20 protein-coding genes are annotated in these 24,622 nt (G+C 65.7%); 11 read left to right on the top strand and 9 right to left on the bottom strand.

Features of this window, described 5'->3' with window-relative positions:
• Positions 1 to 61 precede the first annotated feature (61 nt).
• Positions 62 to 241, top strand: coding sequence for a hypothetical protein (locus tag ACT7B3_RS01520; protein ID WP_444678622.1), 180 nt, complete (start codon positions 62 to 64; stop codon positions 239 to 241).
• 122 nt (positions 242 to 363) lie between these two features.
• Here the strand turns inward: ACT7B3_RS01520 and ACT7B3_RS01515 are convergent, their stop codons facing one another.
• The 7 genes from ACT7B3_RS01515 to ACT7B3_RS01485 all read right to left on the bottom strand — a co-directional run bounded on the left by ACT7B3_RS01515 (position 364) and on the right by ACT7B3_RS01485 (position 8,239).
• Complete coding sequence (locus ACT7B3_RS01515) at positions 364 to 966, bottom strand: hypothetical protein (RefSeq protein ID WP_444678623.1); 603 nt, start codon at positions 964 to 966, stop codon at positions 364 to 366.
• 37 nt (positions 967 to 1,003) lie between these two features.
• Positions 1,004 to 2,173: a zinc-dependent alcohol dehydrogenase gene (locus ACT7B3_RS01510; RefSeq protein WP_445156631.1), complete on the bottom strand. Its 1,170-nt coding sequence runs from the start codon at positions 2,171 to 2,173 to the stop codon at positions 1,004 to 1,006.
• Positions 2,174 to 2,383: 210 nt separating this feature from the next.
• Positions 2,384 to 3,793 (bottom strand): nitrogen regulation protein NR(I), encoded by a 1,410-nt coding sequence (ntrC, locus tag ACT7B3_RS01505; protein WP_445156630.1) that lies wholly within the window; start codon positions 3,791 to 3,793, stop codon positions 2,384 to 2,386.
• Positions 3,786 to 4,832 (bottom strand): nitrogen regulation protein NR(II), encoded by a 1,047-nt coding sequence (glnL, locus tag ACT7B3_RS01500; protein ID WP_444678626.1) that lies wholly within the window; start codon positions 4,830 to 4,832, stop codon positions 3,786 to 3,788. The genes ntrC and glnL overlap by 8 nt, the downstream gene beginning before the upstream one ends.
• Positions 4,833 to 5,190: 358 nt before the next feature.
• Positions 5,191 to 5,739 (bottom strand): DUF4124 domain-containing protein, encoded by a 549-nt coding sequence (locus tag ACT7B3_RS01495; RefSeq protein ID WP_445156629.1) that lies wholly within the window; start codon positions 5,737 to 5,739, stop codon positions 5,191 to 5,193.
• Between the two features lie 186 nt (positions 5,740 to 5,925).
• The gene (glnA, locus tag ACT7B3_RS01490) at positions 5,926 to 7,332 is read right to left on the bottom strand and encodes a glutamate--ammonia ligase (RefSeq protein WP_444678627.1); all 1,407 of its coding nucleotides are present in this window, start codon (positions 7,330 to 7,332) and stop codon (positions 5,926 to 5,928) included.
• A gap of 376 nt (positions 7,333 to 7,708) precedes the next feature.
• Positions 7,709 to 8,239 (bottom strand): glycosyltransferase, encoded by a 531-nt coding sequence (locus ACT7B3_RS01485; protein ID WP_444678628.1) that lies wholly within the window; start codon positions 8,237 to 8,239, stop codon positions 7,709 to 7,711.
• Positions 8,240 to 8,833: 594 nt separating this feature from the next.
• Between ACT7B3_RS01485 and typA the strand changes: the two genes are divergently transcribed.
• From typA to ACT7B3_RS01440, 9 genes are all read left to right on the top strand, one after another.
• Positions 8,834 to 10,681 (top strand): translational GTPase TypA, encoded by a 1,848-nt coding sequence (gene typA / locus ACT7B3_RS01480; RefSeq protein WP_445156628.1) that lies wholly within the window; start codon positions 8,834 to 8,836, stop codon positions 10,679 to 10,681.
• A gap of 179 nt (positions 10,682 to 10,860) precedes the next feature.
• Positions 10,861 to 12,387, top strand: a complete 1,527-nt coding sequence (locus tag ACT7B3_RS01475; protein WP_445156627.1) for an amidohydrolase family protein — start codon at positions 10,861 to 10,863, stop codon at positions 12,385 to 12,387.
• A gap of 632 nt (positions 12,388 to 13,019) precedes the next feature.
• Entirely contained in the window at positions 13,020 to 15,383 is a 2,364-nt protein-coding gene (locus ACT7B3_RS01470; protein ID WP_445156626.1) for a BNR-4 repeat-containing protein, read from the top strand.
• A gap of 213 nt (positions 15,384 to 15,596) precedes the next feature.
• Positions 15,597 to 15,923 (top strand): hypothetical protein, encoded by a 327-nt coding sequence (locus ACT7B3_RS01465; protein WP_445156625.1) that lies wholly within the window; start codon positions 15,597 to 15,599, stop codon positions 15,921 to 15,923.
• Positions 15,924 to 16,091: 168 nt separating this feature from the next.
• Positions 16,092 to 17,537 (top strand): sodium-dependent transporter, encoded by a 1,446-nt coding sequence (locus ACT7B3_RS01460; RefSeq protein ID WP_444678634.1) that lies wholly within the window; start codon positions 16,092 to 16,094, stop codon positions 17,535 to 17,537.
• A 145-nt stretch (positions 17,538 to 17,682) separates the two neighbouring features.
• Positions 17,683 to 18,453 carry an ABC transporter ATP-binding protein gene (locus ACT7B3_RS01455; protein ID WP_444678635.1) on the top strand — a complete coding sequence of 257 codons (771 nt, stop codon included), beginning with the start codon at positions 17,683 to 17,685 and terminating at the stop codon, positions 18,451 to 18,453.
• 128 nt (positions 18,454 to 18,581) lie between these two features.
• On the top strand, positions 18,582 to 19,286 hold the full coding sequence (locus ACT7B3_RS01450) for an ABC transporter ATP-binding protein (RefSeq protein ID WP_444678636.1): 705 nt from the start codon (positions 18,582 to 18,584) through the stop codon (positions 19,284 to 19,286).
• Positions 19,287 to 19,313: 27 nt separating this feature from the next.
• Positions 19,314 to 20,321: a branched-chain amino acid ABC transporter permease gene (locus ACT7B3_RS01445; RefSeq protein ID WP_444678637.1), complete on the top strand. Its 1,008-nt coding sequence runs from the start codon at positions 19,314 to 19,316 to the stop codon at positions 20,319 to 20,321.
• A complete protein-coding gene (locus ACT7B3_RS01440; RefSeq protein ID WP_444678638.1) occupies positions 20,321 to 21,634 on the top strand; it encodes a branched-chain amino acid ABC transporter permease in 1,314 nt (437 codons plus the stop codon). Before ACT7B3_RS01445 ends, ACT7B3_RS01440 begins: the two co-directional genes overlap by 1 nt.
• An 84-nt stretch (positions 21,635 to 21,718) precedes the next feature.
• Here ACT7B3_RS01440 and ACT7B3_RS01435 read toward each other — a convergent pair whose 3' ends face one another.
• Complete coding sequence (locus ACT7B3_RS01435) at positions 21,719 to 22,924, bottom strand: ABC transporter substrate-binding protein (RefSeq protein WP_445156624.1); 1,206 nt, start codon at positions 22,922 to 22,924, stop codon at positions 21,719 to 21,721.
• 272 nt (positions 22,925 to 23,196) lie between these two features.
• Here ACT7B3_RS01435 and ACT7B3_RS01430 point away from each other — a divergent pair, with 272 nt between their 5' ends.
• The gene (locus ACT7B3_RS01430; RefSeq protein WP_445156623.1) at positions 23,197 to 24,264 is read left to right on the top strand and encodes a C45 family autoproteolytic acyltransferase/hydolase; all 1,068 of its coding nucleotides are present in this window, start codon (positions 23,197 to 23,199) and stop codon (positions 24,262 to 24,264) included.
• On the opposite strand, the gene ACT7B3_RS01425 is transcribed toward ACT7B3_RS01430, so the two are convergent.
• Positions 24,250 to 24,525, bottom strand: coding sequence for a hypothetical protein (locus ACT7B3_RS01425; RefSeq protein WP_444678640.1), 276 nt, complete (start codon positions 24,523 to 24,525; stop codon positions 24,250 to 24,252). The two genes, ACT7B3_RS01430 and ACT7B3_RS01425, sit on opposite strands and share 15 nt — an antisense overlap.
• Positions 24,526 to 24,622: the final 97 nt, after the last annotated feature.

Below are 24,622 nucleotides of genomic sequence, written 5' to 3'. Positions count from 1 at the left end.
ACGTTGTGAGGAGAAGCCACACGACGTGTCACTGGCAAAAACATGCGACAGGAGCGACATCATGGCGGACAAACCCGACGCAACACGCCCCCAGCAACCCGGCGACCAGGCCCCGCCCGGCACCCCCGGCAGCGGGCAGAACATCTGCCGTGAATGCCAAGGCAGCGGCAAGATCGAGGGTCGCCAATGCCCCGAATGCGGCGGCAGCGGTTATGTGATCGAAGGCATCGGCGGCGGCTAAGCGTCCGCCCCTGCCCTTGGGCTCGCCCCCGCCAACCTGGGCCCGAGTCAACAAACGTGCGAAGGCCGCCCTTGGGCGGCCTTCGCGGTTGCGGTCAGCAGGCATGCAGCGGTGAGCAGTGGCTAGCTCGAGTCCGGGCGACCCAGGCCGCTGCGCTCATGCAAGCCGCTGCGCTCGGGCGACCCGCTTTGGGAAGGTAGCCGCTCGCCCGGCGACTGGGCCGGCGATGGCAGCGCCGCCTGCGGCGCCGAGCCTGCCGATGCCTGGCCGGCTATTCCGCGGGAATGCTCGAGTCCTCGGGGAAAGCCGGTGCGGCCACTGTAGTCGGGGGTGGGGCCGGCCTGGTAGGCGTGCCGCCGCGTCTGGTCCTGGGCCGCGTAGACGCCAAGCGCCGCCAGCGTGGTGGCCAACAGCATCGCCCGGGTGACGTTGCGCCGCTCCGGATGCTCCTGGTGGTTGGCCAGCAGGGCCAGGCTGGCGGCATCCATGGCATCGCCCAAGGCCCCGGCCCACAGGGCAGGCTTGGGGTTGACGGTAAGCGCGCCGATCCCCGTGGCTACGCTGCGCGCCCCACAGGCCCGCACCAGCGGTTCGGCACCCTGAATGCCGAGAGGGCGAGTCAGGCTCTGCGGCGCCAGCAGCTTGCATACCCCCAGGCCGAGGCTAAGCCAGCCCAGCCCGCGCGCCAGCCGATCACTGCCGTGCAAGGATCCATTTTGCTCCATGTGCATGCTTCTCCTCCTGGATGGTTGCTGCAGCACCTCAAGGCTTGAGGACCACTTTCACGCAGCCTTCCTGCTTGTCGCGGAAGGTGTTGTACATCTCGGGCCCCTGGTCCAGGCCGGCCGTATGGGTCACTACAAAGGAGGGATCGATCAGCCCCTCGTCGATGTAGCGCAGCAGGTCGTCGGTCCAGCGCTTGACGTGGGTCTGCCCGGTGCGCACCGTCAGCCCCTTGTTCATCAGCGGCCCCATGGGCACCTTGTCGATCAAGCCGCCATAGACGCCGGGAATCGACAGGATGCCGCCGGGGCGGCAGACGTAGATCATCTCGCGTAGCACGTGGGCCCGGTCACTCTCCTGCGCCATGACCTGCTTGACCCGGTCGTAAACCGAGTCGATCGAGCGCGGCACATGGGACTCCAGACCTACCGCATCGATGCACTTCTCCGGCCCCTTGCCGCGAGTCAGCTCCTGCAGGCGGGCCAGCACGCTTTCTTCATCGAAGTTGATGGGAATCGCCCCGCCGGCCTCGGCCATGGCCAGGCGCTCCGGCACGTTGTCGATCACCACCACCTGTTCGGCGCCGAGCATCACCGCGCTGCGCACGCAGAACTGGCCAACCGGACCCGCCCCCCATACCACCACGGTGTCGGTGGGCTCGATGTCGCACTGCACGGCGGCCTGCCAGCCGGTGGGAAAGATGTCGCCCAGGAACAGCACCTGTTCGTCGGTGAGGCTGTCGGGCACCTTGATATGGGTCTTGTCGGCGAAGGGCACCCGCACGTACTCGGCCTGGCCACCGGCATAGCCGCCGGTCAGGTGCGAGTAGCCGAACAGGCCCGCCCCGCTGTGGCCGAACACCTTGTCGGCCAGCGCCTTGTTGCGGTTGGAACGTTCACAGAGCGAAAAATTGCCGCGCCGGCACTGGTCGCACTCGCCACAGGTGATGGTGAAGGGTACCACCACGCGGTCGCCTACCTTGAGGTCGCGGGTCTCGGCACCGACCTCCATGACCTCGCCCATGAACTCGTGCCCCACCACGTCGCCGGACTCCATGGCCGGAATGAAATGGTGGAAGAGATGAAGGTCGGAGCCGCAGATGGCGCAACTGCTGACGTTGATGATGGCATCGCGGGGATGCTCGATCTGGGGGTCGGGAACCGTTTCGTAACGGATATCGTTCTTGCCATGCCAACACAGCGCTTTCATGGACATTCTCCCTGTCAACACTCAGCGAAAGCGGAAAGATCTGAACTCACCATAGTTCAGCCTCCCGTTGGCGCAGGTAAGGGAGTTTGGCGACTGGGTTACGTTCCTTTGCCGGGCCGCGGCAGGCCGTGCCGGCAGCGGTTCGCTGCGGTCGGCGCGGCAACTGCGGCGGCGACGAACGGGGCGGGCGCCAGCGCGCCCGCCACTCAGCTACTCCTCGGCCAGCATCGGCAGCAGCGTCTTGAGCTTGCGCGTCAGCGTGTTGCGGCCCCAGCCCAGCAGCTCGGCGGCCTCGCCCTTGCGTCCCCCGGTGTGCTTCAGCGCGGTCTCGATCAGAATCTTCTCGAAGTCGGGCACCGCCTCCTCCAGCAGGTGGGTGTGGCCCGCTGCCAGGGCACGGTCGGCCCAGTCCCGAAAGGCGGCACGCCAGTCGCCCAGGTGCTCCTCCCCCGCCTCGTCGCCGAGCAGCTCCGGCGGCAGGTCTTCCACCAGCACCTCGCGACCGGACGCCATCACGGTCAGCCAGCGGCAGGTGTTTTCCAGCTGGCGTACATTGCCGGGCCAGGGCAGCCGGGTCAGGTGGGTCTCGGCATCCTTGGTCAGCACCTTGACGTCGGTGGCCAGCTCCTTGGCCGCCTCGGCCAGGAAATGCCGCGCCAGGCGCGGGATATCCTCGCGGCGCTCGGCCAGCTTGGGTAGGTGCACACGGATCACATTGAGGCGGTGAAAGAGGTCTTCACGAAAACGACCGTCCTTTACCAGCGCCTCCAGGTTCTGATGGGTGGCGGCGATGATACGTACATCTACCTTGACCGGCGTATGGCCGCCGACCCGGTAGAACTCGCCGTCGGCCAGCACCCGCAGCAGCCGGGTCTGGGTTTCGGCGGGCATGTCGCCGATCTCATCGAGAAACAGGGTACCGCCGTTGGCCTGCTCGAAGCGCCCCTGGCGCTGGGCGGTGGCACCGGTGAAGGCGCCCTTCTCATGGCCGAACAGCTCCGACTCGATCAGGTCGCGGGGGATCGCCGCCATGTTGAGCGCGATGAATGGCTGGGCGGCGCGCGGGCTGTGCTGGTGCAAGGCGCGGGCCACCCGCTCCTTGCCGGTGCCCGACTCGCCGTTGATCAGCACGGTGATGTGCGAGTGCGACAGCCGGCCGATGGCGCGGAACACCTCCTGCATCGCCGGCGCCTCGCCGATGATCTCGGCATCGAGCCCCTCGGGCACGCTGACCGGCCGCTTGCGCTCGCGTGCGTGGGCCACGGCACGGCGCACCAGGGCCAGCGCCTCATCGACGTCGAACGGCTTGGGCAGGTACTCGAAGGCCCCGCCCTGGTAGGAGGCCACGGCGCTGTCGAGGTCGGAGTGCGCCGTCATCACAATGACCGGCAGGTCCGGGTGCACCTCGCGCACCCGCGACATCAGGTCGAGCCCATCGATGCCCGGCATGCGGATATCCGTCACCAGCACATCGGGGGGGTCGTCCAGCAGCCGAGCGAGAGCCAGGTCGGCTCGATCAATGCATTCGACGTCGAGGTCGGGCTGAGCCAGGGCGCGCTCCAGCACCCAGCGGATGGCACGGTCGTCATCGACCACCGCGACACGAGCGACATCAGTCATGGCGCCTCTCCAACGGAATCAAAAGTCTGAATTCGGTATGCCCGGGGCGGGATTCGCATTCGATCAGTCCCTGATGCTGATGCAAGATGCCCTGGGCAATGGACAGTCCCAGTCCACTGCCGTCGGCCCGACCCGATACCATGGGATAGAACAGTGTTTCCTGCAGGCTTTCGGCCACGCCGGGGCCGTTGTCGATCAGCGCCACCTCGCACACCAGGCGATGGCGCTCGGCGCCCAGGGTGAACTGCCGGCGCGCCCGCGTGCGCATCAGCAGGCACGGCGATTCGGTGCCGGCCTCGGTCATCGCCTCCACGGCGTTGCGCGCCACGTTGAGCACCGCCTGAATCATCTGCGCCTCATCGCCGGGAAAGTCCGGCAGGCTGGGATCGTAGTCGCGCTCGATCCGCACCGCCGGGGTCTCGGCCAGCAGCAGCGTGCGCACCCGCTCCAGCACCTTGTGGATATTGAGCGGCTCGTGGCGCAGCAGCTTGTTCGGCCCCAGCATGCTATCGACCAGGTCGCGCAGGCGGTCGACCTCCTCGACGATGATGCGGGTGAATTCCTGCAGGGCCGGGTCGTCGAGGTCGCGCTCGAGCAGCTGGGCGGCGCCGCGGATGCCGCCCAACGGGTTCTTCACCTCATGGGCCAGCCCGCGCGAAAGTACCTTGATCGCCTCCTGCCGGTTGAGCAGCGCCTCCTCGCGCGAGATGCGCAGCAGCCGGTCGCGGGGCTCCATCTCCACCAGCAGCTCGTCGGTGGAGAGCGGCGTCACCGTGTAGTCGATGGTCGCTCCGGCGCCGCTGGCCAGGGTCAGGCGCACCTCACGCTGGGTGAAGGGGTGCTGGTTGCCGGCCGCCTTGGCCAGCACCTCACCCATGCCATCGTCGTCGGACAGCAGCGCCGCCAGGCGCAGCCCGTGCACCCGCCCCAGGCTGACCGCAAGCAGCGCTTCCGCTGCCGGATTCATCCAACGCAGACGCAGCCTGCCATCGAGCAGCAGCACGGCGGTGGTGAGATGTTCCATCAAGCGTCGGTACATGGCATAGCCTTCTGTTTACGGGGCGTGCACCGGCATGGCGCCGATGGCGTTGCCGTAGCGCAACGCACCCAACAACTCGCTACAAGTACTTAGCAAGAAGTGCGCCAAAAGAGAAAACCGCGCAACGGCGCTGCCTTGCGGCAGGGCAGGCAGCGGCCAAGGCCTGGGCGGGCGACTTTAATGCACTATATTGGTGCGCCAAAAAACGCGCCAGCCGTACAACAGGGCAACGGGGTAGCCAAGGCGGGGCGGGCTCGACCCGGTGCGGGCAGGCGCCCGCACCGTCACAGCGCCACCGCACCGGACGTCCTGCAACCCCACTTTCGGGCGGAAACGCGCCGGGTAACGGCGACCATAGCTAGGGCGGGCCGGCGCGCTCCACCACCAGCGACACCGGCGGCGTGCGATGGCGAATCTCGCCACGGGCGTCGAGCAGCTCCGCTTGAAGCTCATAGCGACCGCTGGCCAGGTTGGAGAGCATGAAGGCCGAGGTGTGCAGCGCCGTCTGGCTGACCCGGCCGTCGACCAAGAGGCGAACCTGATGGTCCGTGCGCAGCGGCGGCTCGATCAGCAGCGCCACCTGCAGGTTGCCGGCGTGGCTGGCCGGCAGCGCGGCGCCCTGGCGGGGAGAGAAAATGCGGAAGGTGTCGTAGGGCATGAACGGCTGACCCGGCGCCGCCGGCACCCGCGGTGCGATGCCTTCCACGCGAGGCGCCACGACGCTGCGCCGCTCGCCGGCACTGGCCGGCACCACCGTCAGCGGCGCCAGCTGAACCGCTTCGCCGCCGCGCTCAGGATTATCGCTGAAGATCACGTTGCCCTGGGCATCGACCGTACGATAGATGGTGGTGGCGAAGGCCGATGCGGCCATCAACCAGAGAATGAGTAGCGCGACAGCCTTCGTCATGGCGTGATCTCCTTGCTCAACCCGACGCGCCCAGAGGTGTAGGCCCGCCTCGGCGGCGGGCATGAAGCAGCCTGCGGCCCCGCCGCAGGCTTGAGTGTACGACAAAAAAGGGCCCCGCGAGGGGGCCCCTTTCGTGTCACCATCGGCGGCTCGGCCGCCTGCGGTGAAGCGCTTGCCGCTGAGGGATCAGCAGCTGTAGTACATATCGAATTCGATCGGGTGCGTGGTCATGCGGATGCGCTCCACGTCTTCCATCTTCAGTTCGATGTAGGCGTCGATCATGTCGTCGGTGAACACGCCGCCTTCGAGGAGGAAGGCACGATCCTTGTCCAGGGCATCCAGGGCCTGATCCAGGCTGTGCGCCACGGTCGGCACCTTCTTGCCCTCTTCCGGCGGCAGGTCATAGAGGTTCTTGTCCATGGCGTCGCCGGGGTGGATCTTGTTCTTGATGCCGTCGATACCGGCCATCAGCATGGCGGCAAAGCACAGGTAGGGGTTGGCCGTCGGGTCGGGGAAGCGGACCTCGACGCGCTTGCCCTTCGGGCTTGCGGTATACGGAATACGGATCGACGCAGAGCGGTTGCGGGCACTGTAGGCCAGCATGACCGGCGCTTCGAAGCCCGGCACCAAGCGCTTGTAGGAGTTGGTCGAGGCGTTGGCGAAGGCGTTCAGGGCACGGGCGTGCTTGATGATGCCGCCGATGTAGTACAGCGCCATTTCCGACAGGCCGGCGTACTGGTCGCCCGCGAACTGGTTCTGGCCATCCTTCCAGAACGACTGGTGCACGTGCATGCCGCTGCCGTTGTCGCCGACCAGCGGCTTAGGCATGAAGGTGGCAGTCTTGCCGTAGGCGTGGGCCACGTTGTGGATCACGTACTTCATTTCCTGAACTTCGTCGGCCTTCTTCACCAGGGTGTTGAACTTGACGCCGATCTCGTTCTGGCCAGCGTTGGCCACCTCGTGGTGATGCACTTCGACGGTCTGGCCGATCGCTTCCAGGGTGTTACACATGGCGCCACGGATGTCATGGAAGCTGTCGACCGGGGGCACCGGGAAATAGCCGCCCTTGACCCGCGGACGGTGGGCCAGGTTGCCGCCTTCGAGCTGGCGGTCGGTCGACCAGGCACCCTCTTCGGAGGTGATCTTGTACATGGAGCCCTCGATATCGGACTTCCAGTGCACCTCGTCGAAGATGAAGAACTCGGGCTCGGGGCCGAAGAAGGCAGTGTCACCAAGGCCGGTGGACTGCAGGTAAGCCTCGGCGCGCTTGGCAATGGAGCGCGGGTCGCGCTCGTAGCCCTGCATGGTGGCCGGCTCGATGATGTCGCAGCGCAGCACCAAGGTGGAATCTTCGGTGAACGGGTCGAGGAAAGCGGTGCCGTCTTCCGGACGCAGGATCATGTCCGACTCGTTGATGCCCTTCCAGCCATGGATGGAGGAGCCATCGAACATCTGGCCGTTCTCGAAGAACTCCTCGTTGACATCGCGAGCCGGGATGGTGACGTGCTGTTCCTTGCCCCGGGTGTCGGTGAAGCGCAGGTCGACCCACTTCACATCATGTTCTTCGATCAGGGCGAGAGTCTTGGCTGACATGGTGTCCTCCGTTTGAGCATTGGCTCGATTCGTTGGCTGATGACCAGTGCTGGTTCATTCCAGCATGTTTGTAGCACGCGGCAGTTCGGCTGCCCACGATCACCATGCACGAACATGGCGCTAGCCAATACAATGCAGGCAGCGTGCCAATTTGCACCAGCGACGCTCGAAAATTTTCTTGCCGCTGAAATTCAAGGAGTTATTCGAAGCGGGATGTGCACCACCATGTGCCATAGCGAGCATGGCGGCTCGCTCGATGGTGCCCGGCGAGGAATGTCTGCACCATAAAGGTGCGCGAGAAAGGAAAATGCACCGAAAGAAGGCAGATTGGATCGCGGCGTGCGTGCCCTCGCTGGCCGTCGGAGCGCTTGTTGCGTCAGGGCAAGGTGGCGGCGCTGGCCCGGCCTCTTTCCAGCAGCACCCGGGCACGGCAGGCGCGCAGGCGTTCGACCAGTTCGGCCAGGGCCTGGCGGTCGTACTGCTCGTCGCAGCCACCGATCCGCTCGAACCAGTCACGCTTGACGCAAATGGCGTCCGAGTCCGAGGGGCGATGCAGGCGCCACCACCAGCGCGCCAGCACGCCCAGCCGATTGCCCGGCAAGACCACCGCATCCCAGCTGCCGCGGCACGCCTCGCCCAGCATGCCGCCGAGCTTGGTCATGGCACGCCGCGACACGCGGCCGGGGAACAGCAACACCTCACCCTGGCTCTCGTGGGCGGCCAGGTTGAGTCGCTCGCCCAACCGGCGTCGGTCGCAGCGCACCAGCCTGATGCCGTAACGCTCGACCATGGCCTGCAGCCCGGGGTCGCCGGTATCGTCGACCACCAGAATCTCGTGCTCTCCCGGCCAGCGGCGCGAGGCCCGCCAGAGCGCACCGAGATGGCGCGGCAGCTGCGCACCAACCATGCGGGCATCCAGAAGAGTGCTACTGAGGAACATAGCCGCTAGAAGCTCCATACTTGCGGGGTCACCGCCGAGTAGATCAACGAAGAGGCGCACCGAGCGCGCCTGCATGACGCCATGGCACGGCAACCTGCCATGCGCGTGCGATGCGCGACCCGGTGTTGTCGGACACAGGCACTAGCCCAATACGAACCGCAGCGTTCGAACCGGCCGGCTTGTGCCGAGGCGTGACGAAGTGCCAGGACCCGTCGCGTGACGTAGATGTTGTATGCTGAGTTCCCTGCTCGCTGCGGCCTGGCGAGCGGCGATGCGCTGCCAGCCTGCAAAGCGAAGCTGTGTGGCTATCAGTGTATAAAAGTAAGGAAAGGTTCCGTTGCTGAATTTTTCCGTTGCCGCGCCTCATTTCTTTCGTGCCCGGCGGGCCAATCCGGCAAGCGGCGCAGTCGAAGTGAACGAGCCGACGTCTACCGATAGCATGAGGTTGTGCTATTCGCCTCCCTTCCTAGTCTGTACAATGCGCCTCCACTCCCTACCCCGCGCCTAGGGTACGTCCTCCGATGTGTACATAGGTGCGCCCCTGTTGATGAGTCACACCCTATGAACACAGCTGTAACCCCGTCTCGTATCGAGAGTTTGCGCAATATTGCCATCATCGCCCACGTCGACCATGGCAAGACCACGCTGGTCGACAAGCTCCTGAGCCAGTCGGGCACGCTCGACCGCAAGGCCGAGGGGCAGGAGCGGGTCATGGACTCGAACGACCAGGAAAAAGAGCGCGGCATTACCATCCTGGCCAAGAACACCGCGATTCGCTGGCAGGACGGCAACGGCCGCGACTATCACATCAACATCGTCGACACCCCCGGACACGCCGACTTCGGCGGCGAGGTGGAGCGGGTGATGTCGATGGTCGACTCGGTGCTGCTGCTGGTCGACGCCGTCGACGGCCCCATGCCGCAGACCCGCTTCGTGACCCAGAAGGCCTTCGCCCAGGGCCTCAAGCCGATCGTGGTGGTCAACAAGATCGACCGTCCCGGCGCGCGCCCCGACTGGGTCATCGACCAGATCTTCGATCTGTTCGACAACCTCGGCGCCACCGACGAGCAGCTCGACTTCCCGATCGTCTACTGCTCGGCGCTCAACGGCATTGCCGGCATGGACCCGGACTCCCTGGCCGAGGACATGTCGCCCATGTTCCAGGCCATCGTCGACATCGTCGAACCGCCGGCGGTCGAACTCGACGGCCCGTTCCAGATGCAGATCTCGGCGCTGGACTACTCCAGCTATGTGGGTGTCATCGGCCTTGGCCGCATCAAGCGTGGTTCGGTCAAGCCCAACCAGCAGATCGTGGTGATCGGCACCGACGGCAAGACCCGCAAGGGCAAGGTCGGCCAGGTGATGACCCACATGGGCCTGGAGCGCGTGCAGACCGACCTGGCCACCGCCGGTGACATCGTCTGCATCACCGGCGTCGACGAACTGTCGATTTCCGACACCCTGTGCGACCCGACCGCCGTCGAGGCGCTGCCGCCGCTGTCGGTGGACGAGCCGACCGTCTCCATGACCTTTCAGGTCAACGACTCGCCCTTCGCCGGGCGTGACGGCAAGTACGTCACCAGCCGCAACATCAAGGATCGCCTCGACCAGGAGCTGATCCACAACGTGGCGCTGCGCGTCGAGCAGGGCGAAAGCCCGGAGAAGTTCATCGTCTCCGGCCGCGGCGAGCTGCACCTGTCGGTGCTGATCGAGACCATGCGTCGCGAAGGCTTCGAGCTGGCGGTGGGCCGCCCCGAGGTGATCATCAAGGAGATCGACGGCATCAAGCAGGAGCCGTACGAAGAGGTGATCATCGACATCGAGGAGCAGCACCAGGGCGCCGTGATGGAGGAGCTTGGCTACCGCAAGGGCGAGCTGACCAACATGAACCCCGACGGCAAGGGCCGCATCCGCCTGGACTACCTGATCCCCGCCCGCGGGCTGATCGGTTTTCGCGGGCAGTTCCTGACCCTGACCTCGGGCACCGGCATCCTCACCAGCCGCTTCGACCACTACGGCGCGCTCAAGCCCGACGCCGCCATCGAACGGCGCAACGGCGTGCTGGTCTCCATGGTCGACGGCAAGGCGCTGGCCTATGCGCTATATGCCCTCCAGGAGCGCGGCAAGCTGATCATCGATCACGGCACCGAAGTCTATGAAGGCATGCTGGTGGGTATCCACAACCGCGCCAACGACCTGGTGGTCAACCCCACCAAGGGTAAGAAGCTCGACAACATGCGCGCCTCGGGCAACGACGAGAACATCGTGCTGACCCCGCCGGTAAGGTTCAGCCTGGAGCAGGCGATCGAGTTCCTCGACGACGACGAGCTGGTGGAGATCACCCCCAACCACATCCGCCTGCGCAAGAAGTTCCTCAAGGAGCACGAGCGCAAGCGCGCCAAGAAATAATCCGTCCCTGCGGATCCGAACCGGCGCCACCTGGCGCCGGTTTTTTTTCGCCCACGCCCCTGGTCCGCACACTCAGCCCGCGCTCCTGCCGGCCCGATTCTTGGCATTTCGCACTCCCAGAACCTAGCTTGAAGCTGACAGCAACGACTTACTCGAACCGCCAGGGAGGCGAGAACACCATGTGCAAGCTGGGCAACGCGCGTGCCGGCGCGACACGCCGCGAGTTCCTCAAAGGCACCCTGGCCGCGGGGGCCGGCGCCATGGCCGGTGGCGGCCTGCTCGCCTCCGCCAGCGCCTCCACTCACGCCGGCGAAGGCCGGGGAGACATGCCGCAGCACAGCGGCGAAGCCGGGCGCCGGGTGCTGATCCGCGGCGGCCACGTGCTTTCCATGGACGACAGCGTGGGCGACTTCGAACGCGGCGACGTACTGATCGAGGGCAACCGCATCGTCGCCGTCGGTGCCGAGCTGGACCCGGGTGACGCCGAGGTGATCGACGCGCGTGGACGCATCGTCATGCCGGGCTTCATCGACACCCACCATCACCTGTTCGAGACGGCGCTGCGCAGCTTCCTGGCCGACGGCATCATGTTCGACGACGGCACGCCGGAAGGCTCGCCCAATTACATGGATCATATCCTGGGCAAGCTGACCCCGGTGTACCGCCCCGAAGACGTCTACATCAACGTGCTGTTCGGCTCGCTCAGCCAGCTCGACGCGGGCGTGACCACGGTGATGGACACCAGCCAGATCCACCACAGCCCCGAGCACTCCGATGCCGCGATCGAGGGCTTGCGTAACTCCGCCCGGCGCAGCGTGTTCGGCTATTTCGAGGGCCAGGGCGAACGCACCCAGTATCCCCAGGACGCCAGGCGCATTCGCGAGCACTACTTCGCCACCGGCGAGGGGCGCTCGGCCGACGGTCTGATGACCATGGTGATGGGCGGCGAGATCTACCTGCCCGACCACGAGACCGCCTGGGCGCTGGCCCGTGAACTGGAGCTGCCGCTGGCCTATCACGTGGTCGGCAGCCTCGGCATGGCCGAGACCTTCGACGCGCTGGCGGCAAGTGGAAAGATCGAGGAAAACCACATCCTGATCCATATGACGGGGATGAGCGACACGGCCTGGCAGGCGGTGCGCGACGCCGGTGCTCACGTCTCGCTGGCGGTGCCCATCGAGATGACCATGCGCCACGGCACCCCGCCGCTGATGAAGACGTCGGAACTGGGCATCCTGCCATCGCTTTCCAGCGACGTGGAGTGCACCATGACCGCCGACTTCTTCACCCAGATGCGCTCGACGCTGACGCTGCAGCGCATGTTCGTCAACGAGCTGGCGCTGCAGGGCGAAGAGCAGCGCCCGGCGCTGCTGACCTCGCGCGAGGTGATACGCTATGCGACCCTGGGCGGCGCCCGGGGGCTGAAGCTGGAGCGGCGGGTGGGCTCGCTGACCCCGGGCAAGGAGGCCGACCTCCTGCTGCTCGACGCCGAAGCCATCAACGTGGCGCCGCTGAACAACGTCCCCGGCGCCGTGGTCACCCTGATGGAGCGCAGCAACGTCGAGACGGTGCTGGTGGCCGGGCGCATCCGCAAGTGGCGCGGCCAGCTGCTGGGGGCCGACCTTTCCCGTCTGCGCGACGAGCTCACCGCCTCACGCAACTACCTGTTCGAAGCCGCTGGCGTCGACCGACGCATGTTCGACTAAGGCCCTCCCGGCGCGAGGGGGCACCGGCTGCCCCCTTCTCCTTGAGTGGGTATGAAATTGCCTGAACGGCCTCTCCCCGCTGCCGGAAACATGACCGCTCTACAAAGCCTATGACTCGTGGCCATTGTGTTTAGCAGAGGCCACGCAAGGCATCCTGCGAAATTTAAATAAAATCTTCACACGTTTTTAACTTTATTAAATCATTATTCACAAAGAAAGATGGCCGGGCATTACCGATGCCATGCCCAATTCTCTTCAGCTAATAGATAAGTATAATAAAAAGCACAATAGCGATGTCGATACGGTACAGTGGCTCGCTGCCTACAAGGGCAAGATTCTGCGCCGTACCATATTAGCGACTCCATTAAAAGGGCAGGAAATGGAATGCGACCACAAGGATGGCCAGCCAAGACCTGCAACGCGCATCGTATCTGAATGCACCCGGCGCAAGGCCAATTTTATCTCGCTCGACTAAGTGGCGCAGACGTGGGATCACGCCTGGACACCCGATCAAACTCCGCTCAATGAAACAATTCAAGTGGAGGCTGTAAATAGACGTGCGCGATACAACTTGGCGTCAATACCCCTGCAGCGACATTGCAATAGCGCAACACAAGCGACAAGGATTTTGCATGGTGAATCAAAAGGAAAGAGTTGGCTGCATCCTGCCGACTACTGCCAACAGCTGGCTGAACCCGGCCTGGAAACGGCGCAAGCGCATCACGGTGCCCAGGGAGAAGCTGGAAGGCGCACTGAAGGACTTCACGCTGCTGGTCGATCTGGAACATGAAGCTGAGCTGGCACAGCACGCCCGAGCGGACGGCAGGGACATCCTCTTCACCGCCGGCGATGGCGTTACGCCGCTGTCGCACGAGCGGGTCGTGCATCAGCGGCTGCTGCGCGACCAGGCGGTCTGGACCCTGTGGAGCGACCCCAGGGCGGTGCGCCACGTCGATCGCCATGACCGCACCTACGTGGCCTACTACACCACCAACCAGGGCTGGTGGATCAGCGCCTTCGATCACGAAACCCGGCAGTGGATGCATCACCAGCTCCGCTCCCATGAACAGAGCGCCGGCGGCCGCTGGTGGGACGACCACAACAACCCCGCCATCACCGTGCGCAAGGACGGGCGCATCGTGGTGATCTACGGCGAACACAGCACCGAGCACAGCTGGACGCGGATCTCCACCGAGCCGGAAGACATCTCGTCGTGGCAGGCAGAGATTCCCTTCACCCAGGAGCAGGCCATCGCCAGGCGTGAGAACCACCCCCTGAAGCGCTATGCCCGACGCGCCTGGGCGAAGCTGACCGGGACCCAATGCCCCGACCCCTACCAGCCCTCCTACTCCTACGTGAACCTCTACACCCTGCCGGACGGCACCCTCTGGCGGCAATATCGCCCGCTGCGGACCTGGTCGGGGCTGAGCCGAAACCCCACCTTCGTCATCTCCCACGACGGCGGCGAGACCTGGAGCGATCCGGTGCGCTTCATTGACGAGGAGAAGCGTTCGCCCTACCTGGTCACGGCTCAGCAAGGCAACAAGATCCACTTTTTCTTCTCGGATGCGCACCCCGACGAGTGGAGCCATACCTCCATCTACCATGCCTACTACGACCATGCCGCCGGCACCTACCACCGCAGCGACGGTGGTCTGATCGGCGATGCCGGCTGCCTGCCGTTCACGCCGGCCCAGGCCACCAAGGTGTATGACGGCACCACCGCCGCGGGCGAAGCCTGGGTCTACGACATCGCCGTCGATACCCAGGGTCGGCTTGCCGGGCTGTTCAATGTCTACGCCGGGGAGGCCAAGGGCGAGCGCTCCTACCAGACGCACGACTACTGGTACGCCTACTGGAATGGCAGCCAGTGGGAAAACCACCGGATGGCCACCGAGGCCGACCCCTGCTGCACCGGCCAGCGCCGCTATTCAGGCGGCTTCATTCTCGATACTACCGATGTCTCCGTCGCCTATCTTTCGCTGGTACAGCCCGAGCAGGCAGAGCACGCCATGTTCCGCCAGCCCACGCGCCATATCTGGAAGTACATCACGCCCGACAACGGCAAGCGCTGGGAACGCGAGCGGATCACCCGTGACGAGCAGGGCAAGGCGCACTCGCGGCCCATCGTGCCGCTGAATCGGCACCCTGAGCTGCCGCTGTTCTGGCTCTATGGCCATTACGTGAACTACCTGGACTATCACACCGGCCTGGCGGCCTACGACCACGGCCAGCGGCTCGACTCGCGCCATCACGTGAAGATCCCGGTCATTGATCCCGAGCGGGACCTCGAGCTGTACGTCTACTACGACAACCCGGGCGTGACGGCCGACAGCGCCCACAGCAAGGAAGAGGTGTGGTCGCCGGCGTGCCTGTACTCCTACCGCGGCTCCCTGACCCAAAACACCCTGGGCCAGCTGCCTCCGCGGCTCGTCGGTGCAGGCTTCACCCTCGAACTCGTCGCCGTTTGGGCCTCTAGCAGGAAGGGCGAGGGCGAAGCCGCAATCCTGGCCAGCGATCCGACCTCCAACACCCAGCTGTGGATCGGCAAGAACCACGCCGAGCAGTTGGAGGTGCGCTTCACCACGCCCTCCCGGCAGCAGGCGATCACCTTCGCCGACTTGGGCTTCAAGGCCCGCGACTGGCAGCAGGCGCAGGCCCCCCTGGAGCGGGCCGTCATCCAGCTCAGTTTCCAACCGGATGGCGCCGTCAAGGCACGCATGAACGGGCGGCAGAGCCACACGGTCGGCGAGCTCCAGGCGCTGAAGAACACCTGGCCGACCGATCTTGGGCTGCTGCGCACGGCCCCCGAGCCCGCCGAGGCCGAGGGCATGCCCTTCCAGGGCTGGGTGGAGGTCGTTCGCCTCTACGAAGGCGAGCTCGGCGACACCTGGCTGACGATGTCCGAACGGGTCGAGCGGGAGGGCGCCGACCTGATCGCTTGCCACGACGAAGCACGCTATTCGCCCGACCTGGGCGCCAGGCAGGCCTCCTAGCCGGCCTCCACTTCGCAACGCCCTGGCCAGCCGGGTGCAGGCAGCCCGGCTGCCTGCACCCGGCCTTATGCAGTTCGCTGCAATACCCCCTCCCCGTTTCCTTCAACCGCACCACGCCCACGCGGCGGCACCCTTCCCCCACATCAGGCTTCCAGCCATGCGACAAAGCCGACTACGCTGCAGAAAACCCCGTTATTCCCGCGAGGAGACACCATGCACAGACATGTAGAATGGGACGACCCGGGCAGCGACAGCGTGATGCGCCACTTCGAGCAGCAGCCAGGCAGCGCCTCGCCGCCAGGACGCGGCGACATCCTCTCGGCACGCTACCAGGGCAAGGTGGTTCGGGTGCGGGTCGAGGCCTACGTGAACGACACCAGCATCGGCGACGTGGTGGCGATCATCGAGCCGGACAGCGGCACACGGCGGCGCCAGCTCGGCAAGCTGTGCCTGGGCGACACCGTCCGCCTGCCGGACGACCGGCGTGCCTTCGAGCCGCGTGGCAAGGAGCGCCCCGACGAGCCGGAAGAGGCGCGGTGACTTCCATGATCCCCAGGCCCGGTCACCTGCCGCCTCCAACGCAGGCTTAACGCTTTAGCACTGGCCAGGAAGCGGGTTCTATCGCACAGTGTACCCCGCCGTTCACCCCCATGCGGAAACGGCCATCCGAACGGCCCACAAGGCCCAAAACGACTCTTCGGAAGCATAATGAGCACGCATAACGTCTGGACACACAAAGGCACCTTCCTGTTGGCCGCGGTCGGCTCCGCGGTGGGGCTCGGCAACCTCTGGCGCTTTCCTTATCTCACCGGCGAAAACGGCGGTGGTGCCTTCATCCTGGTCTATGCCATCACCATCTTCGCCGTGGGCATCCCGATCCTGATCGCCGAGACCATGCTCGGCCGCGCCAGCCGGCAGAGCCCGATCATGGGCATGCGCTTCCTCACCCGCACCCACAATACCTCGCGGGCCTGGGAAACCATCGGCTGGCTGGGCGCCGCCTCAGCCTTCCTGATCCTGAGCTTCTATTCGGTGATTGCCGGGTGGGCCATCCACTACACCTGGCAAATGTTCACCGGCAGCCTGGCCGGTGCCGATGCCGCCACCATCGGCGAGGGCTTCGACGCCCTGCTGGCCTCTCCCGGGCTGCTCACGCTCTATCACACCCTGTTCATCATCGCCTCGGGGCTGATCGTGGGCATGGGTATCCACAAGGGGATCGAGGGCGGCCTGCGCATCATGATGCCGGCGCTGTTCGTGATCCTGCTGGTGGTGCTGGGCTACGGCATCGTCAACGGCGACTTCGCCGCGGCAGCAAGCTTCCTGTTCACCTTCAACCTGGCCGACCTGAGCCTCGAAGGCTGGCTGCAGGCCATGGGGCAGTCGTTCTTCACCCTGAGCCTCGGCATGGGCGCGATCATGGCCTACGGCGCCTACATGTCCAGCGAGGTCTCGCTGAGCCGAACCGCCTTCGCCATCGCCTTCGTCGATACCGCCGTGGCCATGGTCGCAGGGCTGGCGATCTTCTCGCTGGTGTTCGGCGCCGGGCTCGACGCCGGGGCCGGCCCGGGGCTGATGTTCGTCACCCTGCCGCTGGCCTTCGCCGAGATGCCCTTCGGCGCACTGATCGGCGGCGTGTTCTTCATCCTGGTGCTGGGTGCCGCCATCAGCTCCTCGATCTCGCTGATCGAGCCGGTGGCCGCCTTCCTGGTCGAGCGCTTCGACCTCACCCGCCCCCAGGCGGTGTTCGCCATGGTGGTGGCCAGCTGGGCGCTGGGCCTGCTCACGGTCGTCAGCTTCAACATCTGGGCCGAAGGCACGATCTTCCACGCCCTGTTCGGACGCAGCGCCTTCGACTTCATCGAGCTGCTGACCAACATCTTCATGCCGCTGGGCGGCCTGCTGATCGCACTGTTCGCCGGCTGGGCGCTGACCCATTCCGAGGTGATGAAGGAGATGCGCACCAGCGAGACCTGGTTCCGCCTGTGGCGCTTCCTGGTGCGCTTCGTGGCACCGGCGGCGGTGGCCTTCGTGTTCCTGCGCAGCATTCCGCAGATCGACGGCTACCTGGTCCCGACCATCGGCGCGCTGGTGATCGTCGGCGCCTTTGCCGCCGGCCGCACCTTTTTGATCAGCAACGAACAGGAGCGCTGACGCCCGTCGGCACCCGCAGCACCGATACAGCACCAACGCAGCACGGCCCGCCCACGGCGGGCCCAAGACGAGATGCCCCGGGCCACGCCGACGGCGCGCCACGGGGCACATGACACTACTCCGCACAGGAACTGGGCACAACGCTATGGCTGCCATCATCGACGTCCGGCACGTCTACAAGGCCTTTGGCGGTCTAAAGGTCATCAACGACTGCTCCATCCAGGTCGAGAAAGGCTCGATCACCGGCCTGATCGGCCCCAACGGCGCGGGCAAGTCGACGCTGTTCAACATCATCGCCGGGGCCCTGCCGCTCGACAGCGGCCAGATCCTGCTCGACGGCGAGGACATCACCAACCGACCCGCCAACGCCCTGTTCCACAAGGGGCTCTTGCGCACCTTCCAGATCGCCCACGAGTTCTCCCACATGACCGCGCTGGAGAACCTGATGATGGTGCCGCCGAAGCAGGCCGGGGAGAGCCTGTTCGACGCCTGGCTCAAGCCCGGCGTGGTGCGCCGCGAGGAGGCCGAGGTGCGTCGCAAGGCGCTCGAGGTGATCGACTTCATCGGCCTGCACCACGTGCGCAACGAGCTGGCCGGCAACCTTTCGGGCGGCCAGAAGAAGCTGCTGGAGCTGGGCCGCACCATGATGACCGACGCCCGCGTGGTGCTGCTCGACGAGATCGCCGCCGGGGTCAACCGCACCCTGCTGGGCGACCTGGTCGAGAACATCGAGCGGCTCAACCGCGAGCTGGGCTACACCTTCCTGGTCATCGAGCACGACATGGACATGATCGCGCGGCTGTGCAACCCGGTGATCGTGCTGGCCCAGGGCAGCGTGATGGTCGAGGGCACGATCGAGGAGATCCAGAACAATCCCCAGGTGATCGAAGCCTACTTTGGTTCCAACGTGGCTTGATTGGACAACGTCACCTGAAGGGCTCCAACGTCTCCTGAAGGGCTCCGGCCCGAGCGCCGGCGCCGCTTGGCCCGGCAGGCTGTGCAGCCCGACAAGAAGAACAGCAACGACAGCGCAGAGAACCCAAGATGCCACTACTCGAAGCACGCGACGTGCACGGCGGCTATGGCGGCATGAACATCCTCAACGGGGTGAACATGACCATCGAGGCCGACGAGATCGGCGTGATCGTCGGCCCCAACGGCGCCGGCAAATCCACCATGCTCAAGGCCGTGTTCGGCCTGCTCACCGTCAGCCAGGGCGAGATCCTGCTGCGCGGCGAGCCGATCCACAACCTGCCGCCCAACAAGCTGGTGCAGAAGGGCATGGGCTTCGTGCCCCAGGAGAAGAACGTCTTTCCCAGCCTCTCGGTGAAGGAGAACCTGGAGATGGGCGCCTTCCTCAAGCCGGGCAACGTCAAGCGCATGCTGAAGAAGGTCTACGAGTTCTTCCCGCCGCTCTACGACAAGCGCCACCAGCCCGCCGGCGAGCTCTCCGGCGGCCAGCGCCAGATGGTCGCCATGGGCCGCGCGCTGATGGCCGAGCCCGAGCTGCTGCTGCTCGACGAGCCCACCGCCGGCCTCTCGCCGCTCTACATGAACGAGATCTTCGAGCGGGTGAAGGAGATCAACGCCGCCGGCGTCGGCATCCTCATGGTCGAGCAGAACGCCAAGCAGGCCCTGGCGATCGCCGACAAGGGCTTCGTGCTGGCCGCCGGCAAGAACCGCTTCACCGACACCGGCGCCGCCCTGCTCGCCGACCCGGACGTGGCCAAGAGCTTCCTGGGCGGTTGAGCCCGGAGCCGTACTGGAGAGTGAGTCGTGAACGAATTGGTCTTCTTCATCAACAACGTGATCATCGCCGGCAGCGTGACCGGCTCGATCTACGCCATCGGCGCCATCGGCGTGACGCTGATCTTCAGCATCATGCGCTTCGCCCACTTCGCCCATGCCGACATGATGACCTTCGGCGCCTTCATGGTGCTGCTGCTGACGCTGGCCTTCCCCGGCGTGGGCGGTGCGGTGGGGCTGCCCACGCCGGTGGTCATGCTGCCGCTGGCCATGGTCCTTACCGCCCTGCTCGCGGTGGGCATCGACAAGGTGTTCTACAAGCCGCTGCGCGCCCACGGCGTCAAGCCCATCGTCATCGTCATCGGTTCGCTGGGCGTGACCCTGATGCTGCAGGGGCTGATTCGCCTGTTCGCCGGCACCAGCGCCCAGAACCTCTACCTGGCCGGTGAGCGCAAGACGATCTACCGCCTCGACGTGCCGTTCGAGCTGGCCACCCGGCCGATCATCATTACCGAACCGCAGATCATCCTGTTCATCCTGACCGTCGCCTGCGTGGTGGGGCTGCACCTGTTCCTCAACCGCTCGCGGCTGGGCAAGGCGATGCGCGCCATGTCCGACAACCCCGACCTGGCGCGGGCCTCGGGCATCAACACCAACTACATCGTCACGGTGACCTGGGTGATCGCCGGCGGCCTGGCCGCCATCGCCGGCACGCTGCTGTCGCTCGACGTGACCTTCAAGCCTGACCTCAGCTTCTTCCTGCTGCTGCCGATCTTCGCCGCAGCCATCGTCGGCGGCGTGGGTCACCCCTACGGCGCCATTGCCGGCGGCTTCGTGGTGGGCTTCGCCGAGACCCTGGCGGTGTTCAACTGGGCGGTGCTGCTGCGGCCCATCCAGCACCTGCTTCCGGCGTGGCTCGAGATCCCGCGCAACCTCGCCTTCGTCGGCACCGAGTACAAGATCGTGGTGCCCTTCTTCATCCTGGTGGCGATCCTGGTATGGCGCCCCACCGGCATCTTCAAGGGGAAGGTGATCTGATGAACACGCCACGTATCGAGCGCCGCGAAGACACCGTTGCGGCCCCCTCCCGTTTCCCGCTGCGAGAAATCGTCCTGTTCGGCGCCCTGCTGGCGGTGATCCTCGTCATCTACCTGATGATGGGCACGGCCTACAGCACGCGCATGCTGGTGGAAGCCTCCTGCTACGCCATCCTGGCCCTGGGCCTGACCATCCAGTGGGGCTATGCCGGCCAGTTCAACGCCGGCGTGATGGGCTTCGTGGCGCTGGGCGGCTTCTCCGCCATGTTGTTCAGCGTGCCGGTCAACGACGCCTTCTGGGGCACCGAGCTACCCGGCGAGCTGGGCCGCGTGCTGCTGTATGGCGCGGCGGCGGCCATGCTGGTATTCGGCGCCACCCGGCTCGACAGGCTGGGCGTGCCGAAAACACTGCGCACGCTCATCGCCGTGGTGCTGGCCGTGGTGCTCTACCTGGTGGTGATCAGCATGCTGCGCGACGTGACCAGCGAGATCCAGTCCCGCGCCGGCTTCATCGGCGGCTTTGGCCTGCCCGCCTGGACCGGCTGGATCGTCGGCGGCGCGCTGGCCGGCGCCGTCGGCTACTTCATCGGGCATATCTGCCTGGGGCTGCGCAGCGACTACCTGGCCATCGCCACCCTGGGCATCGCCGAGATCATCAAGGCATTCCTCAAGAACTCCGACTGGCTCACCCGCGGTACCGCCACGGTGTCGCCGCTGCCGTGGCCCACGCCCGGCCCCAGCGAGCTGGGCTTCACCCTGGCCCGGGCGCTCTACCTCTCGGTCACGGCGGTCATGATCGCGGTGATCTTCTTCCTGCTGCACCGCGCCTATCACGCCCCCTGGGGCCGCATGATCCGCGCCATCCGCGACAACGAGGTTTCCGCCGCGGCGATGGGCAAGGACATCAACAAGCGCCGCCTGGAGATCTTCGTGCTGGGCTGCATCCTGATGGGCATCGGCGGCGGGGCGCTGGCCTCGTTCAACAGCATCTTCGACCCCAACGGCTACCTGCCGCTGAACCACACTTTCCTGGTGCTGGTGATGGTGATCCTGGGCGGCCCCGGCAACAACCTGGGCACCATCTTCGGCGCGGTGGCGGTGTATATCATCTGGCTGATGTCCGAGCCGCTGGCGCTATTCGTGATGCAGGGAGCGGTATTCATCGGCGAAGGCTGGTTCGGCTGGGAGCCGCCAAGCGGGCTGGAGAGCCGCGCGCTGCAGGCGCGGGTGTTCGTGATCGGCCTGCTGATTACCCTGGTGCTGCGCTTTGCACCGAATGGGTTGTTGCCGGAAAAGGTCAAGCATCATGACTAGACCCGGCGCCAACCACTAGAAAGACCGAGGCCCCGGCGGGAAATCCCGCCGGGGCCTCTCTTCTTGTGCTCGTTGCGTCAGTGCTTAGAGGTCGACCAGGCCCTTGCTGACGAAGGCGCCGTCCTCGACCACCATCTCCACCACTACGCCCGGCACGTCGCCGTTCTCGTCGAACTCGTGGCTACCCGAGGCGCCCTCGTAGTTGATCTCGGTGCCTTCGGCGATCAGCGCCACGGCCTTCTCCCACTCCCCCGGCAGGATCACTTCACCCGGCGCCGACGATACGCTGCGCAGCGCCTCGGAGAGCCCCTCGCGTGCGGCGCTGCCGTTCTGCTCGATGGCCAGCGCCAGCAGGAAGGCGGCATCGTAGGCCTGGGCGGCGAACACCGCACTGGGGTCGAAGCCGGCCTCCTGCGCGGCCTGGGTGAAGATCTCGGTGCCGGGCAGTTCCGGGCTGCCCGGACGCGTGGCGATCATGCCAGCCAGGGCGTCCGCCCCAACGGCTTCCACCAGGCGGTCGCCAACCATGCCGTCGGCTCCGGCGAACTGGGTGAACATTCCGCTCTCGTAGGCCTGGCGCAGAATGGTCTGGCCCGAGCCGTCGGCGTAGGCGAGCACCACCAGGGTCTCGGCGCCGCTGGAGGAGAGCGAGCCCAGCTCGGAGCGATAGTCGGCGCGGCCGTCTTCGTGGGCCAGGTTCTCGGCTACCGTACCACCGCCCTCTTCGAAGGCAGCGCTGAAGGCATCCGACAGACCGCGGCCGTAGTCGTTGTTGACGAAGGTGACGGCCACCTCGTCGAAGCCCTTGTCGAGCATCAGCTTGGCCAGGATCTCGCCCTGATAGGAATCCGACGGCACGGTACGGAACACCAGGTCATTGTCGTCAAGCTCGGTCACCGCAGGCGCGGTGGAGGCCGGCGACACCATCACCACGCCACCGGGAATGGCGGCACTGTTGGCGGCCGCCACGGTAGCGCCGGTGCACAGCGCGCCGACGATGGCGGTGACGTTCTCCGTATTGACCATGCGGTCGGCCGCGTTGGACGCCGCTGAGGCATCGCTGCAGGTGGTATCGGCGCTGGGCATGACCAGCGTCTGCCCGCCAAGGAGGCCGCCCTGCTCATTGATCTGCTGCACCGCCAGGCGGGCACCATCAAAAATCGGCGGAGTCAGGCTTTCGATCGGACCGGTGAAGCCGCCAATGAAGCCGACCTTCACTTCCGCCTGCGCCGCGCCGGCGAACGCCACGCTGGACGCCGCAACTGCCATCGCCAAAACGCTTTTCTTCATGGTTGTTCTTCTCACTCTGCTGAATACTTGGGGTAAATCACGTCGGGTCACTGATGAAAGGCCACCTGCTCAATCTGGAAGCCTCGCCGCCAAAACACAAGCCCCCCATACTAACGATCTATCCGCCGTTGCTTCGCCAACGTATTGATCATCATGGAAAAGCCGCCGCTCGGAAGGCCAAGGCTTTCAACGCTGCCGGGTGCACGCCCCCTTGCCGAAATGCGCCTCCCTGGCCGAGGCTTGCTGCATATGCTCCAGACCGAGGAACCGTCATGACCCAGCCCTCTCCACTCAGCGTCACCCGGCTTGCCGGCAGCCGGCAGCAGATCGGCGAAGCCCACGGTCGCCAGCATCGGCCGCTCATTCACCGCAGCCTGGCGGTCTATTCACGCTTGTTCCATGACTTCGTGGGCCTGTCCTGGGCGGCGGCGCGGCGCCAGGCCGAACCCTTCCAGGGCATGATCGAGAAGGGCTTTCCCGCCATTCTCGACGAGATGGAGGGCATCGCCCGCGGCGCCGGGGTCGAGTTTCTCGACATCCTGGTGCTGAACTGCCGCAGCGAGATCGCCTTGACCCAGGCCAGCGGCGGCTGCTCGGCCTTTGCGCTGCAAGGCCAGGGGCAGCAGTGGCTGGCGCAGAACTGGGACTGGCGCGCCGACCAGCTCGACAACGTGGTGGTGCTGCATATTCAAGGGGAAACGGCCCCGCAACTGGTCAGCGTGGGCGAGGCCGGCATGGTCGCAAAGATCGGTTTGAATGCCGCCGGGATCGGCGTATGCCTCAACGCCATTCGCTCACGGACCTGTGGCGAGGGCCTGCCGATCCACGTCGCGCTGCGCAAGATTCTGGAAAGCCCCGACCTACCCAGCGCGCTGGCGGTGGCGACCCACGACCGGGTCTGCTCGCCCGCGCATTTCCTGCTGGCAAGCGCCGACGGCGAAGCCATGGGCCTGGAAGTACAGCCCGGCGAACCCGGACGAATCGCACCGCGGCAGGGCGCGGTCAGCCATACCAACCACCTCTATGCCGCCGAGGTGGCCTGCCCGGTGCAGGACTTCCCGCGCCCCGATTCACGGCCGCGCCTGGCACGGCTCGATGCCTTGCTGGCCGAACACACCCCGTTGCAGGAACCGCTCGAAGAGGCGGCCCTGTTCGAGATCCTCAGCGATCACCACCACGCCCCGCTGGCGATCTGCCGGCACTTCAACCCCGACCAGCCCGCCGAGGAGCGCATGGAAACCCTGTTCAGCGTGGTGATGGCGCTGCATGAGCGCCGCCTGGCCCTGCGCCACGGCAAACCCTGTGAAACCACGCACACCCTGACGCTACAGCTGGCCTGAACGGCGCGCGGCGGAAGAAGGGAGCGCCGGCTCCTGCAGTTCGCCCTTGAGGTACTGCTCGGTGGTCAGCAAGAACAGGCGCCGGAACAGATCATGGATGGCCTCTTCACGGCGCAGCTGCAGCAGCGCCGCCTCGTCGGCGGGCAGGCTCGGGTCGTGGCGCGGATACTCCCACGCCAGCCGCACCGAACCGGACGAGGCATCGCAGATCTGCAGGCTGGGATTGGCGCCCCTGAGGGTGGTGTTGATGCTGTAAGGCATGGCGACCTCCGTCTCGATTCTTTAATGATAACAATTATCATTATCTATCGAAATCTAGCTGCCGCCGTGATCCCTGTCAATGCATAGAAAGAAAACT

Source organism: Halomonas sp. E14, assembly GCF_052568415.1.
The sequence above is the reverse complement of the archived record's forward strand: the minus strand, read 5'-3'. Positions and strand labels throughout refer to the sequence as shown.